This is a genomic window from Salipiger sp., from assembly GCF_048261495.1.
Lineage (GTDB): Bacteria > Pseudomonadota > Alphaproteobacteria > Rhodobacterales > Rhodobacteraceae > Salipiger.
In genome coordinates this window covers 389,465-405,239 of sequence record NZ_JBLXFX010000002.1, presented here as the reverse complement: position 1 = coordinate 405,239, position 15,775 = coordinate 389,465, and the positions used below count along the sequence as shown (strand labels likewise).

Here is a 15,775-nt window from a genome sequence, read left to right as displayed (position 1 = left end):
GGCTGATGGCTGAGGCCGGGGGCCGGTGGGCCACGCCGCCTAGGGCGCGCGCATCCGCCGGTCGACCAGCACCATCAGTCCGACGGTCAGCAGGATGCGCACCACGTGATGCAGGCTGACCAGCGCCGGATTCGCCGCGAGCGACAGCGCGACCACCGACATCTCGGTGACGCCTCCGGGCGAAAAGGAAATCATCAGGTGCAGGAACGGGATGCCGGTGATCGCCGCGAGCGCCACGGCAAAGACGCCGCCGAGCGCCAGCATCCAGAGCACCGACAGCAGGCTCAGCCCGACCGAGCGGCGCAGCATCGCGGCGGAAATGCCGCCGAACCGCAGTCCGAGCGAGGTGCCCACCACCACCTGCGCCATGGCGATCAGCCAGAACGGCAGGTGCAGATCGACCGAGCCCGACAGCGTCACCGCCGCCGACAGCAGCATCGGGCCGGTGATCTGTCCCGCGGGCAGGCGGGTGTAATGTGCCGCCAGCAGCCCGACCGCCGCCGCGCCCGCGATCAGCAGCAGCGTCTCGAAGCCCACCGGCCCCTTGCTGGTGGGGGCGAGTCCGCCCGCGCTGCCCACCGGATGACCCAGCCAGATCGACAGCGCCGAGGGCAGGATGGTGATCACGATGATGATGCGCAGGAACTGCTGTGCCGTCAGCACCCGCAGATCGGCCCCCGCCCGTTCCCCGAGGACGAGGCTTTCCATCAGCCCGCCCGGCGCGCCAGCGTAATAGGCGGTGCGCGTGTCGAGCCCGCCGATGCGGCGGAAGATCAGGTAGTTGCCGCCGTTCGCCAGCACCACGAAGACCGCCAGCGCTCCGAGGGTGGCCGGAAGCTCGGGCACGAGGCCGAGGATCTCGGGGGTCACCTGGGTGCCGATCATCACCCCGATCAGGCCGATGAAGAAGGTGCGGAATTTCAGCGGAAAGGCGTAATCCGTCATCGCCCGGTCGTGCAGCAGGGCCACCGCGGCACCCGAGGTCGCGATGCTGCCGAGCATGAAGGGCATCGGCAGATGCGCCCACTGCGCCAGCAATCCGCCGACGCCGCCCGCGACCAGCAGCAGGGCCGTGGTGGCGATCATCCGGAGCGACAGGGAGGAGAGGGTCATGGCCGCGACATAAGCCGAAGTTTTCGGCAGGTGCAACGGGGCGCGGGGGCTTTCGCGTCATGGCGGCTCTGGACAGCGGCGCGCGAAACGTCAGGGTGGCGGCATGAGGCAGGCAACCTTCATCGGCTCCGAGATCTATCGCGGCTCGCGCTACGGCGTGCGCCATCCGCTGTCCATCGAACGGGTGCCCGCCGCGACCGACCTCGCGCGGCTGCTCGGCTGGCTGCCGCGCGGGCGGTTCCGCACCAGCCCCATGGCCCGCCCCGCCGCGCTGCGGGCCTTTCACACCGCGCCCTACATCGACGCGCTGCAACGCGCCGAGGCCGAGGGCCGGGTGAGCGAGGCGATGCGGCTGAAGCACGGGCTCGGCACCGTGTCGAACCCGGTCTTCCCCGAGATGTTCCGCCGTCCCGCCACCGCCGTCGGCGGCGGGTTGCTGGCGGCGGAACTGGTGATGGCGGGGCAGGGGCCGGTCTACAATTCCGGCGGCGGCACCCATCACGCGCTGCCCGACCGCGCCAGCGGCTTCTGCTTTCTCAACGAGCCGGTGCTGACCATCCTGCACCTTCTGCGCCTCGGGGCGCGGCGCGTGGTCTACGTGGATATCGACGCGCATCACGGCGACGGGGTGGAACTGGCCTTTTCCGGCTCGCAGGCGGTGCGGGTGATCTCGGTCCACGAGGCGCGGCGCTGGCCCTTCACCGGGGCGCTCGGCGACACGGCCGGCGGCGCGGCCTTCAACCTGCCGGTGCCGCGCGGCTTCAACGACAGCGAATTCGCGCTGGTGCTGGAAGAGATGATCCTGCCCGCCGTCGAAGCCTTCCGCCCCGATGCGGTCTACCTGCAATGCGGCGCCGATGCGCTGCTCGAGGATCCGCTGGCGCGGTTGGCACTGTCGAACAACGCGCATTTCTCGGCCGTCGCGGCGCTGCGCGATCTCGCGCCGCGACTCGTGCTGGCGGGCGGCGGCGGCTACAACCCCTGGTCCGTGGCGCGCTGCTGGGCCGGGGTCTGGGCGACCCTGTCGGGACAGGAGATCCCCGACCGTCTGCCGGAGACCGCCGAGGCGCATCTGCGCGGGCTCGACTGGTCGCGCCGGGGCCGTCCCGCGCCGGAGATGCTGACCACCCTCCGGGACGAACCGCGCCACGGCCCGATCCGGGACGGGATCCGCGACGGCGTGCGCCATCTTCGGTCGAGGATATAGGAGAGGAAAGGCGCGGCTTTGGAGCGGGTAGCGGGAATCGAACCCGCGCGTTCAGCTTGGGAAGCTGACAGGCTACCATTACATCATACCCGCCGCGACGCCCACCGGAGATAGTCTGCCTTGGCGGGCCTCGTCAAGTGGATTGCAGCGCGATGGCAGCGGGATCGCGGGCCCCACGCGGTCGTGAAGCGCCGTGGGTTGCGGCCGCCGCCGCCGGGGCAATGATCGGCGCAAAGGAGATGCCCATGCCCGACCATCCGACCCGCCGCCTGATGCTGCTTTCCGGCGCTGCCGCCGGGCTGTTCGCGCCCGCCGTCCTGCGGGCGCAGGAGGCGGGGTTTGCCGCGCGGGCCGCGACCCTGGACCAGTTGCATTCGCTCGTCGTGCTGCGCGCGGGGGAGGAGGTCTTTGCCCGCGCCTTCCGGGGGCCGGGCCTCGACCGGGTCGCCAACGTGAAATCGGTCTCCAAGACGCTGGTGTCGCTGCTGGCGGGCATCGCCATCGGGCGCGGGCTGGTCGCCATCGACGCGCCGGTTCTGCCGCTGCTCGGGCGCGGGCCCGCGGGCGATGCGCGGGACGGGTTGACGGTGGGCCACCTGCTGTCGATGCAGACCGGTCTCGAAAGCGTGTCGGGGGCGGGCTACGGCGCCTGGGTCTCCAGCCCGGACTGGGTCGGCGCGGCGCTCGGGGCGGATCTGGTCGACCGGCCCGGCGGTCGGTTCATCTATTCCACCGGCGGCTGGCACGTGCTCGGCGCCGTGCTGTCCGAAGTGACCGGGGACAACCTGCTGACGCTGGCCCGGCAATGGCTCGGCGCGCCGCTCGGCATCGACTTCGCGCCCTGGGTCCGCGATCCGCAGGGGCGCTACCTCGGCGGCAACGAGATGGCGCTGTCGCCGCGCGCCCTGGCGCGGATCGGCGCGATGGCGGCGGGCGGCGGGCGCTGGAACGGCACGGCGGTCCTGCCCGAGGGCTGGCTTGCCACAAGCTGGGAGCCGCGCGGCCGCTCGCCGTTTTCCGGCGACCGCTACGGCTACGGCTGGTTCCTGACCACGATGGACGGCACCCCCGCCGCCTACGGGCGGGGCTACGGCGGGCAGATGCTGGCGGTGGTGCCCGAGCGGTCGCTGGTCGTCGCGATCACCTCGGACCCGACGCAGCCGGCCCGCTCCGAGGGCTATTTCGGCGATCTGCGCGACCTCTGCACCCGGATCGCGGCCGAGGTCTGATCACCCCCGCCGCCGCCTGCGGCGCCCGCCGTCCTCGCCGCTGCCACCGGCGTTGAAGGCGACCTGCGGCAGGGTCACGATCTTCGCCAGCTCCGGAAAGCCGTCGGTGGCGTGGGGAATCGCGTTGGCGGCGACGAAATGCTCCTGGAAACGCGGCTCGATGGCGGTTTCGACCTTGGTGATGCGGCGCACCTCGGCCTCGATCTGGCGACGGGCGGCGAGGTTGCAGAGCGCGATGCGCGCGCCGGTCCCCGCGGCGTTCCCCGCCGAGGTCACCTTGTCGAGCGGCACGTCCGGGATCATCCCCAGCACCATCGCGTGCAGCGGCGAGATATGCGCGCCGAAGGCACCGGCCAGCACCACGCGGTCGACCTTGTCCACGCCCATCTCGTCCATCAGCAGCCGCGCCCCTGCATAGAGCGCGGACTTGGCAAGCTGGATGGCGCGGATGTCGCCCTGGGTCACGGTGATGACGGGGCCGCCGTCGGCGCTGCCGTCATGCACAAGATAGGCATGGGTGCGCCCCTCGGGGCGGCTGCGCGCCGTGCCGGTCTGTTCGGCCGAGCCGATCAGCCCCTTGGAATCGAGCAGGCCGGCGATGCGCATTTCCGCCACCGCCTCGATGATGCCGGAGCCGCAGATCCCGGTGATGCCGGTCGCGGCCGTCGCCTCGGCAAAGCCCGGATCGTCGGACCAGAGATCGCAGCCGATGACGCGGAAGCGCGGTTCCTTGGTCGCGGGGTCGATGCGGATGGCGTCGATGGCACCGGGCGCGGCGCGCTGACCGGAACTGATCTGCGCGCCCTCGAAGGCCGGCCCGGTGGGCGAGGAACAGGCCAGCACGCGCGAGGTGTTGCCGAGCAGGATCTCGGCATTGGTGCCGACGTCGACCACGAGCACGAGGTCTTCGGACCTGTCGGGCTGTTCGGAGAGCGCCACGGCGGCGGCATCCGCCCCGACATGGCCCGCGATGCAGGGCAGGATGTAGACCTGCGCCGAGGCGGGCAGGGTGGTGAGCCGCAGATCCGCCGCCGTCAGGTTCAGCGCCGAGGAGGTGGCAAGCGCGAAGGGCGCCTGGCCAAGTTCCACCGGGTCGATCCCGAGCAGCAGGTGGTGCATCACCGGGTTGCAGACGAAGGTCAGTTCCAGGATCAGCGACGGGTCGATCCCGGCCTCCTGCGCGATTGCGGTGGCGAGGGTGGCGATGGCCTCGCGCACGGCGGCGGTCATCTCGCGGTCGCCGCCGGGGTTCATCATGGCGTAGGAGACGCGCGACATCAGATCCTCGCCGAAGCGGATCTGCGGGTTCATGATCCCCGAGGAGGCGATCACCACGCCGGTTTCGAGATTGGTCAGATGCGCCGCGATGGTGGTCGAGCCGAGGTCGATGGCGAGGCCGAAATGCCCGCCCTCGTGCAGTCCGGGCCATGCGGCGACAAGGCGGGGCGGGCTTTCGGTGTCGGTATTGTGCAGGGCAACGGTAATCTTCCAGCCGCCCTTGCGCAGGATCGGTTGCAGAAGTGCAAGTGTGGAAAAGTCTGTGGATATCTTTTCGATACCCCATTGCGCCGACAGCGCGCGCGCGATGCGTTCGACGTCGCCGGTCGGCTCGTGCATGTCGGGCTCGTCGACCTCGATGTAGTAGAGGCGGGTCGCCGGGTCCATCTCGATCACCCGGGCCGAGGCGGCCTTGCGCACCACCTGGCGGTGGACCTGACTTTCGGGGGGCACGTCGATGACCACGTCGGCGAGGATCTGCGCCTGGCATCCCAGCCGCCGCCCCGGCTTCAGCCCGCGCTTGTCGTCGTAGCGCTGCTCGACCGCGTTCCACTGCGACAGCGCGCCCTCGGCAGAGGTGATGCCGTGTTTGGAGAAATCGCCCCAGGCCGGGGTGATCTGGCATTTCGAGCAGATGCCGCGCCCGCCGCAGACCGAATCGAGATCCACCCCGAGCTGGCGCGCGGCCGTCAGAACCGGCGTGCCTGCGGGAAACCGGCCGCGTTTGCCGGAGGGGGTGAAGACGACGAGGGGGTCTTTGGTCATGTCGGGTCCTGTGGCGCTCTTTGGCGCGACCATAGCGGCTGACGCGCGGAGGGAAAGGCGGGAAGCGGCGCGACAGGTCCGGAATGCGAAGGCGGCAGGGCTGCCGTTGCGCGGGGACGGGCGGTCAGGCGCCATCGAGCCAGCGCAGGATCTCGCCCCGGTGGGCGTCGAGATCGGGCGCGGCGGTGCGGGTCGGCTTGTCTTCCATGTCCGACATCTTGACGGGGTTGCCCGCTGCCTTGAACGCGGTGCGCCCGTAGCGGTCGAGCACGTCGATCACCATGTTGCGGGCCAGCACCTGCGGGTCCTTCAGCACCTGGTCCAGCCCCTGCACCGGGGCGCAGGGAATGCCGGCGGCGGTGAGCCGCGCGAGCCAGTGGGCGCGGGGATGTTCCAGCGTCACCGCCTCGATCAGCCGTTTCAGCAGGCGCGCATTGGCCACCCGCGCGGCATTGTCCGCAAAGCGCGGATCGCCCGACACCGGCAGTTGCAGCGTCAGGCAGAGCTTTTCGAACAGCGCGTCATTGCCCGCCGCGAGCACGAAGGCCCCGTCGGCGGCCGAGACCGCCTCGGACGGGGCGAAGGCGGGGTGCCGGGTGCTGGCGGGCGTCGGCGGCGCACCGGCCGAGGTCATCGCCAGCATGTCGCCCAGCACCGCGACCTGCGCGTCGAGCATCCCCACGTCGACCCGCCGGCCGCGCCCGGTACGGGCCCGGTCGGTCAGCGCCGCCAGCACCCCGAGCGCGAGGTAGAGCCCGGCGGCCACGTCGGCGGGCGACCCACCCGCGCGCACCGGGGCCTGCCCGGCGGCCCCCGTCAGTGCCATGAGCCCGCCGCGCGCCTGGATCACGGTGTCGTAGGCGGGGCGCTTCGCATCCGGCCCGGTCTGGCCGTAGCCGGTGAGCGAGGCATAGACCAGCCCCGGATGGTCCTTGTGCAGCGCCGCCCAGTCCAGCCCGAAGCGGGCCATGATGCCGGGGCGGAAATTCTCGACCAGCACGTCCGATCGTTCCAGCAGCGCGTCGAGCATCTCGCGGTCGGCGGAGAGGTCGAGGTCGAGCGCGAGGGATTTCTTGCCCCGGTTGACGGCGGCGAACCAGGCGCTGCGCCCGTCCTTGAGCGGCGGCATGGCGCGCGCGCCGTCGCCGCGCCCCGGGCGTTCGATCTTGATGACCGTCGCGCCGAGATCGGCAAGGGTCATCGTGGCGAAGGGTCCGGCGAGGATGCGCGTGAAATCGAGGACCGTGATGCCGGCGAGGGGAAGCGACATGGTCGGATCTTTCATGTGGTCGGGCTGCTCGGGGGCAGAGTCTCAGAACTCGCCGGGGGCTCGCAAGGGCGGAATGCCGGATGCGCCCGGTTCCGCCGATCCTGTGCCCTTGCTGCGGCAGATGCCCGATCCGCGGGCAGGTCTCAGGCGGCGGCGCGGGCGTGAAAGATGAACCCCAGCAGGTTCATAAGCACCTGCGCCCCGAGGATCGCGGTCGAGCCGGCGGGATCGTGATCCGGCGCGATCTCGACAAGGTCGATGCCGACCACCGGATGCGCGCGCGCCACGTGCTGCAGCAGTTCCAGCACCTCGTAGTACAGGAACCCCCCGTGCGACGGCGTGCCCGTGCCCGGCGCGATGGAGGGGCAGAAGGCGTCGATGTCGAGGGTGATGTAGACCGGCACCCCCTGCGGAATGCGCGCCGCCACGCCGCCGGGGCCTATCCGGCGGGCCTGGCGTACCGACAGGATGTCGGACCCCATGCGCCGGGCATCCTCGTAGCCCTCGCGCGCTGTGGAGGAGACGTTGCGGATGCCGACCTGCGTCAGCCCGCTGACCACGGGTTTCTCGGCCGCGCGGCGCATCGGGTTGCCGTGGCCGCGCGTCACCCCGTGGCGTTCGTCGACGAAATCCAGGTGCGCGTCGATCTGGAGGATGTGAAAGGGCGCCTGTCCCTCGAAGGCTTCGATGCAGGGGATGTTGACGGAATGATCGCCCCCGATCACCACCGGAAGCGCCCCGGCCGCCAGCGCCGCCTCGACCCCGGCGCGGATGTTGGCGTGGCTCTTGATCGTATCGGTATGCACGATGTCGGCGTCGCCCATGTCGAAGATCCGCACGTCCTCGCCGAGATAGGTCGCGTCGTCCTCGTGGTCGTAGGCCCCGGCGTGGCCGAAGGAAAACAGGGTCGAGGCCTCGCGGACCGCGCGCGGGCCGAACCGCGCCCCGGCCCGCCACTGGGTGCCCGCGTCGAAGGGCGCGCCGAGGATCGCGACGTCGCAGTCGAGCGCGGTCCAGTCCGGAACGTGGGGTTTGCGGGCAAAGGTGCAGATGCCGGTGAAGGGCAGATCCAGCCGCCCGCCCTGATAGCCATGGCCCATATCCGTTTCCTTCCGACGACGTGGCGAGGTTTGCCGGACTCTGGCCGGAAAGGCGCGGGCGGGCAAGGTCCGCCGTGCCCGGTTCAGGCGGCCCGCTGCGCCGGGGTCGCGGCGTCGGCGGGCAGGCTGCCCATGGCTTCGAGCGTGCGCCGGAGCGCGGTGTCGGTCGCGGTGCGCGGCTCCTCTCCCAGAAGCGCGCGCAGCCGGGTGTTGTCGAGCCGCATGGGGTGACGCCAGAAGGGCGCGATCTCGGCCGCCTCGCGGGGGAAGCGGGCGACGGGGGCGAGCGCGGCGATCAGCCACCAGGGAAACCGCCATACCGGCAGGTCGCGCCCGGCGATGCGGCGCAGCGCGTCGGTCATCACCCGGCCCGTGTCGTCGTGCAGCCCCTCGAATTGCAGCCGCTCGAACGGGCGCAGTCCCGGCAGGTCGAGCAGGCGGGCAAAGGTTTCGGCGAGATCGGGCAGGTAGGCCCAGGAATGCCCGGCGCCCACCGCCGGATCGACGATGCGGCGCAGCGGTTTGCCGGGCGCGACCATGGCCTGCCCGAACCAGGACGACCGCGCGCCGGGGCCGAAGAAATCGCCCGCCCGCAGGATCAGGGTGCGCACCTCCGGCGCCGCGGCTTCCAGCCGCCGCTCCATCTCGACCCGGATCGCGCCCTTGCGGCTGCGGGGGTGCTGGGGTGTCGTGTCGCGGACCACCGGAGTCCCGGCCGGATCGTAGTTGTAGATCGTGCCGGGCAGGACGATGCGCGCGCCGGTCCCGCGCGCGGCCTGCAGGGTGTTGTCGAGCATCGGCAGCACCAGCCGGTCCCAGTCGCGGTAGCCCGGCGGGTTGACCGCATGGACGATGACGTCCGCCCCCTCGGCGGCGGCGCGGACATCCCCGGGCGACAGCGCATCGCCCCGGTGCCAGTGCAGCCCGGCCGGACCGGTCTCGGGCAGGCGCCGCGCCATGCCGTGCACCTCCCAGCCGTGACGGCGCAGCGCCAGCGCGATCGCGCCGCCGATACCGCCTGTTGCGCCGAGAACGAGGGCCGTGCGCGGGGGTGTGGGGGTCATGGGTCTCTCCTGCATGGGGGGGAATGTCATGGGGAGAGGATGGCGCCGGAGAGGGTGAAAGATAATTGCAAATAATCCGTCAGAAGATAGAAAGAAATTTATGAACAACCGGATTTCCTGGGACGATCAGCGCCTGTTCCTCGCCGTTCTGGACGAAGGCAGCCTGTCCGGCGCCGCGCGCCGGCTCGGCCTCTCGCATCCGACCGTTCGGGCGCGGATCGACGCGCTGGAGGCGGCGCTCGGCACGGTCCTGTTCACCCGTTCGGCGCGCGGGCTGGCCCCGACGGATGTCGCGCTGGCGCTGCGGGACAGCGCGCGGCGCATGGCGCTGGCCTCGGAGGAGTTTCTGCGCCAGGCCTCGGCCCCCGCGGGCGAGGCGGCGGGGCGGGTGCGGCTCAGCGTGCCGGAGTTCATGGGGGTCGAGGTCGTGCCCGCGATGCTGCGCCCGCTGCGCGACAGCCATCCCGGACTGGTCGTCGAACTGGCGCTGAGCAATGCGCGCGCGGATCTTCTCGGGCGCGAGGTCGATCTCGCGGTGCGCACCGTCGCCCCGGAGCAGGAGGCGCTGGTGGCGCGACGGGTCGCCGAGATCCCGCTGGGCTTTTTCGCGGCGCGCGACTACCTCGCCCGGCGCGGGCGGCCGGGATCGGTCGCGGATCTTGCGGCGCATGATCTGATCGGCCCGGACCGCAGTCTTCCCGACCTCGAAGTGGCGGCCCGGCTCGCGCCGGATCTCGGCCCGGCGCGCTTCGTTCTGCGCACCGACAGCCATCCCGCCCAGATCGCCGCGGCGCGCGCCGGGATCGGCATCGCGGTGATCCAGGTCCCGGCGGGAGAGCGCGACCCCGTCCTGAGCCGCGTCCTGCCCGAGGTGACGGTGGCCCGGCTCGGGGTCTGGATCGTCACCCATGGCGACCTGCGGCGGGTGCCGCGCGTGCGTGCGGTGTTCGATGCGCTGGTGGCGGGGTATTCCGGGGTATGAGGCCGCGCCGGTTTGGGTCTTTCCCCTCCCGGCCATCCGTGCGATAGGGACGCGCCAACCGATCCCCTCCCAAGGAGCCGACCCCATGGAGATTCGCGAGGCCCTCACCTTCGACGACGTCCTTCTCGTTCCCGCCGCATCCTCCGTGCTGCCCAGCACGGCGGACACCCGCACCCGCGTCACCCGCGCCATCGCGCTCAACATTCCGCTGCTGAGTTCCGCGATGGACACCGTGACCGAGGCGCGCATGGCGATCACCATGGCGCAGGCGGGGGGCATCGGGGTCATCCACAAGAACCTCGACGTGGAGCGGCAGGCGCAGGAAGTGCGGCGCGTGAAGCGGTTCGAGAGCGGGATCGTCTACAACCCGGTGACGCTGACGCCGGACCAGACCCTGGCCGACGCCAAGGCACTGACCGAACGCTACGGCTTCACCGGGTTCCCGGTGGTCGATGAAAAGCACCGCGTCGTGGGGATCGTGACCAACCGCGACATGCGCTTCGCCCAGAAGGACGAAACCCCGGTGCGGGTGATGATGACCTCGGAGCATCTCGCCATCCTGCAGGAGCCCGCGGACCGCGACATGGCGATCAGCCTGATGCGCGAACGCCGGATCGAAAAGCTGCTGGTGACCGACCGCAACGGCAAGCTGACCGGCCTGCTGACGCTGAAGGATACCGAGCAGGCGGTTCTCAACCCCACCGCCTGCAAGGACGATCTCGGACGCCTGCGGGTGGCGGCGGCGACCTCGGTCGGGGACAGCGGTTTCGAGCGGACCGAGGCGCTGGTCGACGCGGGCGTCGACATCGTGGTGATCGACACCGCCCACGGCCATTCGCGCGGCGTGATCGAGGCGGTGGCCCGCGCCAAGCGCCTGTCGAACGAGGTGCAGGTGATCGCCGGCAACGTCGCCACGGCCGAGGCGACCCGGGCGCTGATCGATGCGGGCGCGGATGCGGTCAAGGTCGGCATCGGGCCGGGCTCGATCTGCACGACGCGGATGGTCGCGGGCGTCGGCGTGCCTCAGCTCACCGCCATCATGGACTGCGCGAAGGCGGCGGGCGACGTTCCGGTGATCGCCGACGGCGGCATCAAGTTCTCGGGCGATTTCGCCAAGGCCATCGCGGCCGGGGCCTCCTGCGCCATGGTCGGCAGCATGATCGCGGGCACGGACGAAAGCCCGGGCGAGGTGATCCTCTACCAGGGCCGCTCGTTCAAGGCCTATCGCGGCATGGGATCGCTCGGCGCGATGGCGCGCGGCTCGGCCGACCGCTATTTCCAGAAGGACGCGGCCAGCGACAAGCTGGTGCCGGAAGGCATCGAGGGGCAGGTGGCCTACAAGGGCTCCGCCGGCGCGGTGATCCACCAGCTGGTCGGGGGTCTGCGCGCGGCGATGGGCTACACGGGCTGCGCCACGGTCGAGGAGATGCGGCAGAACTGCACCTTCGTGAAGATCACCAACGCGGGGCTCAAGGAAAGCCACGTGCACGACGTGCAGATCACCCGCGAATCCCCGAACTACCGCATCGGATGACCCCTGCGGCGCGGGTTCAGGCGGCGGCGGAGATCCTCGACCGCATCGGCGCGGGGGCTCCGGCCGAGCAGGCGCTCACCAACTGGGCGCGGGGCGCGCGCTATGCGGGGTCCAAGGACCGCGCCGCCGTGCGCGATCACGTCTTCGACGTGCTGCGCCGCTGGCGGTCGACCGCCGTGGCGGGGGGCGCCGCGACCGGGCGGGGCCGGATGCTGGGATTGCTGCGCCAGACCGGCGGGGATGTCGCGGCGCTGTTCTCCGGCGAGGGGCACGCGCCCGCCCCGCAAAGCGACGAGGAGGCGGCGGCCGGGGCTCCGGCGACGGGTCCCGACGCGCTCGACCTTCCCGACTGGCTGATCCCGCTCTTCGAAAGCTCGCTCGGCCCCGAGGCGCCTGCCGTGGCCGAGGCGATGCGTCACCGCGCGCCCGCCTTCCTGCGCGTGAACCTGCTGCGCGGCGATGTCCCCCGCGCCATCGCCTCGCTTGCCGAGGACGGCATCGCCGCCCGCGTCCACCCGCTGGCCGCCACCGCGCTAGAGGTCACCGAAGGCGCGCGCGGGATCGCCCGGTCGCGCGCCTACGAGACCGGGCTGGTCGAACTGCAGGACGCGGCAAGCCAGGCCGTGGTCGCGGCGCTGCCGCTGGTGCACGGCATGCGGGTGCTGGATTTCTGTGCCGGCGGCGGTGGCAAGGCTCTGGCCATGGCCGCCCTCCTGCGCGGCCCGGTCGAGGCGCATGACGCCGACCCCCGCCGCATGTCCGACCTGCCCGCGCGCGCCCGGCGGGCGGGTGCCGTGGTCGAGCCGGTGAGCGCACCGCGCGGCCAGTACGACCTCGTGCTCTGCGACGTGCCCTGTTCCGGCAGCGGTGCATGGCGGCGGTCTCCCGAAGGGAAATGGGCGCTGGATGCCGCCCGGCTCGATGTGCTGCGCGCCACCCAGGCCGCCATTCTCGACGAGGTGAGCACGCTGGTGCGCCCCGGCGGGACGCTGGCCTATGCCACCTGTTCGGTGCTGACACCGGAAAACGACGCGCAGATCGACGCCTTTCTCGGCCGACACGGCTCCTGGAGCGATGGCGCGCGCCACAGATTCCTGCCGGGCGACGGCGGGGACGGTTTTTTCCTCGCCCGCTTGACGCGTTAAGCTTGAGATGTTCTTGTTCGCATCAACCTGTGGGTGAATGTGGATTTGGTTTACCTCCGGTTAATCCGCAATGTGCGACACAGTCAGTTGGAGTGTCGTAAACGGGCGAAGCGTGGCAGGACCGATGTTTACCAATCATGACCGCCCCAGATGGGCCCCCGGTGTGGTCAAGACGGCCCTGATGCTGTTCGGCTTCGGTCTGGGCTGCGTGGCGCTTGCCGGCCTCTCGCCCGTCCAGGAAATGCAGTACGGCTTTCTCGCGGCGGCGGTCGCCTTCGTGGTGATGGCGCTGCTGTCGACGCTGTTCCATCTCTTCCGCCGCGGTCAGAAGCGCCACGACCTTGCGGTGCTCAACGAATTCGCCGAAACCGATCCGGCGCCGGTCATGGTCACCGACCAGTCCGGGGTGCTGATCTTTGCCAACGCCGCGGCACGGTCCAATTTCCAGGCGTCGAGCGGGCAGGACCTTGCGCAGCTTCTCGGCAATGTCATCGCGAGCTCCGAAGGGGTGCTGCACCGGCTGCGCGTGCGCGCGGGGGAACACGGCTCCGCGCGGGAGGACGTGGTGACCCATGCCGGTCGGTTCCGGCTGGCGCTGCGCCCGGTGGACGCGGGGCATTTCTTCTGGCGGGTCGAGCCGATGCCCAAGCGCGCCGGAGAGGAGGACATGCCCGAACCGCCGGTGCTGACCGTCGGCCGCAGCGGTGCCGTGCTCTACATGAACGCCCAGGCCAGAACCGTTTTCGGTCGCCGTATCAAGCGGTTGGAGGACGTTCTTCAGGATCTTCCGCTGCGCCCCGGAAAGCCCCATCAATTCGCGACGGCAGAGGGCCCGCAGACCTTTCTCGTGCGCTGCGGCGAAGCCGGCGTCGGCCGCCAGGAAATCGTCCTGCAGGCGGTGACGGAGCCGGAGGTCGGCGAAACCGCGACGGCCAGTTTCGACGACCTGCCGGTCCCGCTGCTGCGCGTCGCGCCGGACGGCCGCATCCTGCGCGCCAATCCGGGCGCCTGCGCGATGCTCGACGTCGACACGGCGGACGGGCGCAATGTCGGCGAATACATGGAGGGGCTGGGCCGCTCGATCACCGACTGGCTCAGCGAGGCGGCCGCCGGGCGCGGGTTGCACCGCTCGGAATTCCTGCGCCTGACCCGCCCGGACCGCGAGGTCTTCGTGCAGGTCACGCTCAACCGCGTGATGCAGGCGGGCCGCGCCGAACTGGTGGCGGTGCTGAACGACGCGACGGAGCTCAAGACCCTCGAGGCGCAGTTCGTGCAAAGCCAGAAGATGCAGGCCATCGGTCAGCTCGCCGGCGGTGTCGCGCATGATTTCAACAACTTGCTCACCGCGATCTCGGGCCATTGCGACCTGCTGCTGCTGCGGCACGACCAGGGCGATCCGGATTATGCAGACCTCGTGCAGATCAACCAGAATGCCAATCGCGCCGCCGCGCTGGTCGGGCAGCTGCTCGCCTTCTCGCGCAAGCAGACCCTGCGGCCCGAAGTGCTGGATCTTCGGGACGCGCTGTCCGACCTCACCCATCTGCTGAACCGGCTGGTGGGGGAAAAGGTGCATCTCACCCTGCGCCACGATCCGGTGCTGCCCGCGATCCGCGGCGACCGGCGGCAACTGGAACAGGTGATGATGAACCTCGTGGTCAACGCCCGCGATGCCATGCCCGACGGCGGCGAGATCGTGATCGAGACCGAGCGTCTCGTGCTGCACGAGGAGATGAAGCGCGACCGCGCCTCGGTCGAGCCGGGCTCCTATGTCTCGGTCAAGGTCATCGACGAGGGCTGCGGCATCGCGCAGGACAAGCTTCAGAAGGTGTTCGAGCCCTTCTTCACCACCAAGCGCACGGGCGAGGGGACGGGGCTGGGCCTGTCGACGGTCTACGGCATCGTCAAGCAGACCGGCGGGTTCATCTTCGTCGACAGCGTCGTGGGCAGCGGCACCTGTTTCACCCTGCTGTTCCCCTCGCACGAGGTCGAGGCGGCCATGGCCGTTCCCAAGGTCGCCGCCGAGCCGCGCAAGCTGCCGCAGAAGGGCGCTGGCGTCGTCCTCCTGGTCGAGGACGAGGCGCCGGTGCGCGCCTTCGCCGCGCGCGCCCTGCGGCTGCGCGGCTACACCGTGATCGAGGCGGAGACGGCGGAGGATGCGCTGGAAAAGCTCGAAGATCCCGCCGTGAACGTCGACGTCTTCGTGACCGACGTGGTGATGCCGGGCATGGACGGGCCGACTTGGGTGCGCCAGGCGCTGAAGGTCAGACCGAACACCCGCGTGGTCTTCGTGTCGGGCTATGCCGAGGATGCCTTCGGCGATGGACAGGAGGTCGTACCGAACTCGGTCTTCCTGCCGAAACCGTTTTCTCTCAACGAGTTGACGGAAACGGTTCACAGCCAGTTCCATTAGGCCCGCGGACCGGCCCGCGCGGGGATGCGCCCGTCAGAGGGCGCGGTTCCAGACCTCGAAATCCGCCGCGCAGACCTCCTGCAGCCGGGCGCGGATCGCGGGCGAGAGGCTCGGGTCGCCCTGCGGCGAGACATTCGAGCGCGGCAGCTCCAGCCGGAGCCCGAGGCGGTCTTCGAGAAATCCGGTGATCCTTTCCTGGTGCTCGTAGCGGAAGAGGTGGCGCACCGAGGTGCCGTTCGGACGCGGTTCCACGAAGGTCGCCTGGCTGCCGACATCGGCGAAGGGGGGGCGGGCGTCCTGCAGGTAGGCCTCGACGAAGCGGTCGAAGCTCATGCCGCGGGTCGAGACCGGCCGCCCGTCGAGAAATCCGCGCTGGCGGTAGCGGAACCAGGAGCCGAGCCAGGACACCGGCTCGCGGACCACGGCCATCAGCTCCATCTCTTCGCCGCCGACCTTGTCGAACATCGGACGGAAGAAGCGGTTGTAGCGGTAGAGCGGCGCGTGTTTCAGCTCGGGCGGGTCGAGAACGGCCATGGAGGCATGGGGCGCCAGCGCCGCCTCGTAGGCGGAGGTTCCCGTCTTGGGCACCGCCAGAATGACCAGCCGCGCCTTCCAGAATACCAGCATCCCGCCTCCCGCCCGCATATTCGCCGTTGCCGTAAACTACTCCTTAACCAA

The 15,775-nt window shown here is 70.6% G+C and carries 12 protein-coding genes and 1 tRNA gene; 6 read left to right on the top strand and 7 right to left on the bottom strand.

The features are described from left to right. Positions 1 to 39: 39 nt before the first annotated feature. A complete protein-coding gene (locus ACN0RJ_RS05405; protein ID WP_417721281.1) occupies positions 40 to 1,113 on the bottom strand; it encodes an AbrB family transcriptional regulator in 1,074 nt (357 codons plus the stop codon). Positions 1,114 to 1,216: 103 nt separating this feature from the next. On the opposite strand from ACN0RJ_RS05405, the gene ACN0RJ_RS05400 reads away from it, so the two are divergent. Beyond that, on the top strand, positions 1,217 to 2,320 hold the full coding sequence (locus tag ACN0RJ_RS05400; RefSeq protein WP_417723630.1) for an acetoin utilization protein AcuC: 1,104 nt from the start codon (positions 1,217 to 1,219) through the stop codon (positions 2,318 to 2,320). Between the two features lie 19 nt (positions 2,321 to 2,339). On the opposite strand, the gene ACN0RJ_RS05395 is transcribed toward ACN0RJ_RS05400, so the two are convergent. Then, positions 2,340 to 2,413, bottom strand: a tRNA-Gly gene (locus ACN0RJ_RS05395). 152 nt (positions 2,414 to 2,565) lie between these two features. Here ACN0RJ_RS05395 and ACN0RJ_RS05390 point away from each other — a divergent pair. After that, entirely contained in the window at positions 2,566 to 3,549 is a 984-nt protein-coding gene (locus tag ACN0RJ_RS05390) for a serine hydrolase domain-containing protein (RefSeq protein ID WP_417721283.1), read from the top strand. On the opposite strand, the gene ACN0RJ_RS05385 is transcribed toward ACN0RJ_RS05390, so the two are convergent. The 4 genes from ACN0RJ_RS05385 to ACN0RJ_RS05370 form a co-directional block, all read right to left on the bottom strand. After that, a complete protein-coding gene (locus ACN0RJ_RS05385) occupies positions 3,550 to 5,592 on the bottom strand; it encodes an ASKHA domain-containing protein (protein ID WP_417723629.1) in 2,043 nt (680 codons plus the stop codon). Between the two features lie 124 nt (positions 5,593 to 5,716). Beyond that, entirely contained in the window at positions 5,717 to 6,862 is a 1,146-nt protein-coding gene (locus ACN0RJ_RS05380; RefSeq protein ID WP_417721285.1) for a CaiB/BaiF CoA transferase family protein, read from the bottom strand. Between the two features lie 143 nt (positions 6,863 to 7,005). Continuing rightward, positions 7,006 to 7,962 carry an agmatinase gene (locus tag ACN0RJ_RS05375; protein WP_417723628.1) on the bottom strand — a complete coding sequence of 319 codons (957 nt, stop codon included), beginning with the start codon at positions 7,960 to 7,962 and terminating at the stop codon, positions 7,006 to 7,008. Between the two features lie 83 nt (positions 7,963 to 8,045). After that, entirely contained in the window at positions 8,046 to 9,026 is a 981-nt protein-coding gene (locus ACN0RJ_RS05370; protein WP_417723627.1) for an NAD-dependent epimerase/dehydratase family protein, read from the bottom strand. A gap of 100 nt (positions 9,027 to 9,126) precedes the next feature. Between ACN0RJ_RS05370 and ACN0RJ_RS05365 the strand changes: the two genes are divergently transcribed. The 4 genes from ACN0RJ_RS05365 to ACN0RJ_RS05350 all read left to right on the top strand — a co-directional run bounded on the left by ACN0RJ_RS05365 (position 9,127) and on the right by ACN0RJ_RS05350 (position 15,097). After that, entirely contained in the window at positions 9,127 to 10,008 is an 882-nt protein-coding gene (locus ACN0RJ_RS05365) for a LysR family transcriptional regulator (RefSeq protein ID WP_417723626.1), read from the top strand. Positions 10,009 to 10,093: 85 nt separating this feature from the next. Continuing rightward, positions 10,094 to 11,542 carry an IMP dehydrogenase gene (guaB, locus tag ACN0RJ_RS05360; RefSeq protein ID WP_417723625.1) on the top strand — a complete coding sequence of 483 codons (1,449 nt, stop codon included), beginning with the start codon at positions 10,094 to 10,096 and terminating at the stop codon, positions 11,540 to 11,542. Next, entirely contained in the window at positions 11,539 to 12,687 is a 1,149-nt protein-coding gene (locus ACN0RJ_RS05355; protein ID WP_417723624.1) for an RsmB/NOP family class I SAM-dependent RNA methyltransferase, read from the top strand. The genes guaB and ACN0RJ_RS05355 overlap by 4 nt, the downstream gene beginning before the upstream one ends. Positions 12,688 to 12,868: 181 nt before the next feature. Next, positions 12,869 to 15,097 carry an ATP-binding protein gene (locus ACN0RJ_RS05350; protein ID WP_417722588.1) on the top strand — a complete coding sequence of 743 codons (2,229 nt, stop codon included), beginning with the start codon at positions 12,869 to 12,871 and terminating at the stop codon, positions 15,095 to 15,097. 33 nt (positions 15,098 to 15,130) lie between these two features. Here the strand turns inward: ACN0RJ_RS05350 and ACN0RJ_RS05345 are convergent, their stop codons facing one another. After that, on the bottom strand, positions 15,131 to 15,724 hold the full coding sequence (locus ACN0RJ_RS05345) for a gamma-glutamyl kinase (RefSeq protein WP_417723623.1): 594 nt from the start codon (positions 15,722 to 15,724) through the stop codon (positions 15,131 to 15,133). Positions 15,725 to 15,775 lie beyond the last annotated feature (51 nt).

Coding starts and splice junctions, on each gene's coding strand:
- ACN0RJ_RS05405 (WP_417721281.1), bottom strand. CDS start 1,113: ATGACCCTCTCCTCCCTGTCGCTCCGGATGATCGCCACCACGGCCCTG.
- ACN0RJ_RS05400 (WP_417723630.1), top strand. CDS start 1,217: ATGAGGCAGGCAACCTTCATCGGCTCCGAGATCTATCGCGGCTCGCGC.
- ACN0RJ_RS05390 (WP_417721283.1), top strand. CDS start 2,566: ATGCCCGACCATCCGACCCGCCGCCTGATGCTGCTTTCCGGCGCTGCC.
- ACN0RJ_RS05385 (WP_417723629.1), bottom strand. CDS start 5,592: ATGACCAAAGACCCCCTCGTCGTCTTCACCCCCTCCGGCAAACGCGGC.
- ACN0RJ_RS05380 (WP_417721285.1), bottom strand. CDS start 6,862: ATGTCGCTTCCCCTCGCCGGCATCACGGTCCTCGATTTCACGCGCATC.
- ACN0RJ_RS05375 (WP_417723628.1), bottom strand. CDS start 7,962: ATGGGCCATGGCTATCAGGGCGGGCGGCTGGATCTGCCCTTCACCGGC.
- ACN0RJ_RS05370 (WP_417723627.1), bottom strand. CDS start 9,026: ATGACCCCCACACCCCCGCGCACGGCCCTCGTTCTCGGCGCAACAGGC.
- ACN0RJ_RS05365 (WP_417723626.1), top strand. CDS start 9,127: ATGAACAACCGGATTTCCTGGGACGATCAGCGCCTGTTCCTCGCCGTT.
- guaB (WP_417723625.1), top strand. CDS start 10,094: ATGGAGATTCGCGAGGCCCTCACCTTCGACGACGTCCTTCTCGTTCCC.
- ACN0RJ_RS05355 (WP_417723624.1), top strand. CDS start 11,539: ATGACCCCTGCGGCGCGGGTTCAGGCGGCGGCGGAGATCCTCGACCGC.
- ACN0RJ_RS05350 (WP_417722588.1), top strand. CDS start 12,869: ATGCTGTTCGGCTTCGGTCTGGGCTGCGTGGCGCTTGCCGGCCTCTCG.
- ACN0RJ_RS05345 (WP_417723623.1), bottom strand. CDS start 15,724: ATGCTGGTATTCTGGAAGGCGCGGCTGGTCATTCTGGCGGTGCCCAAG.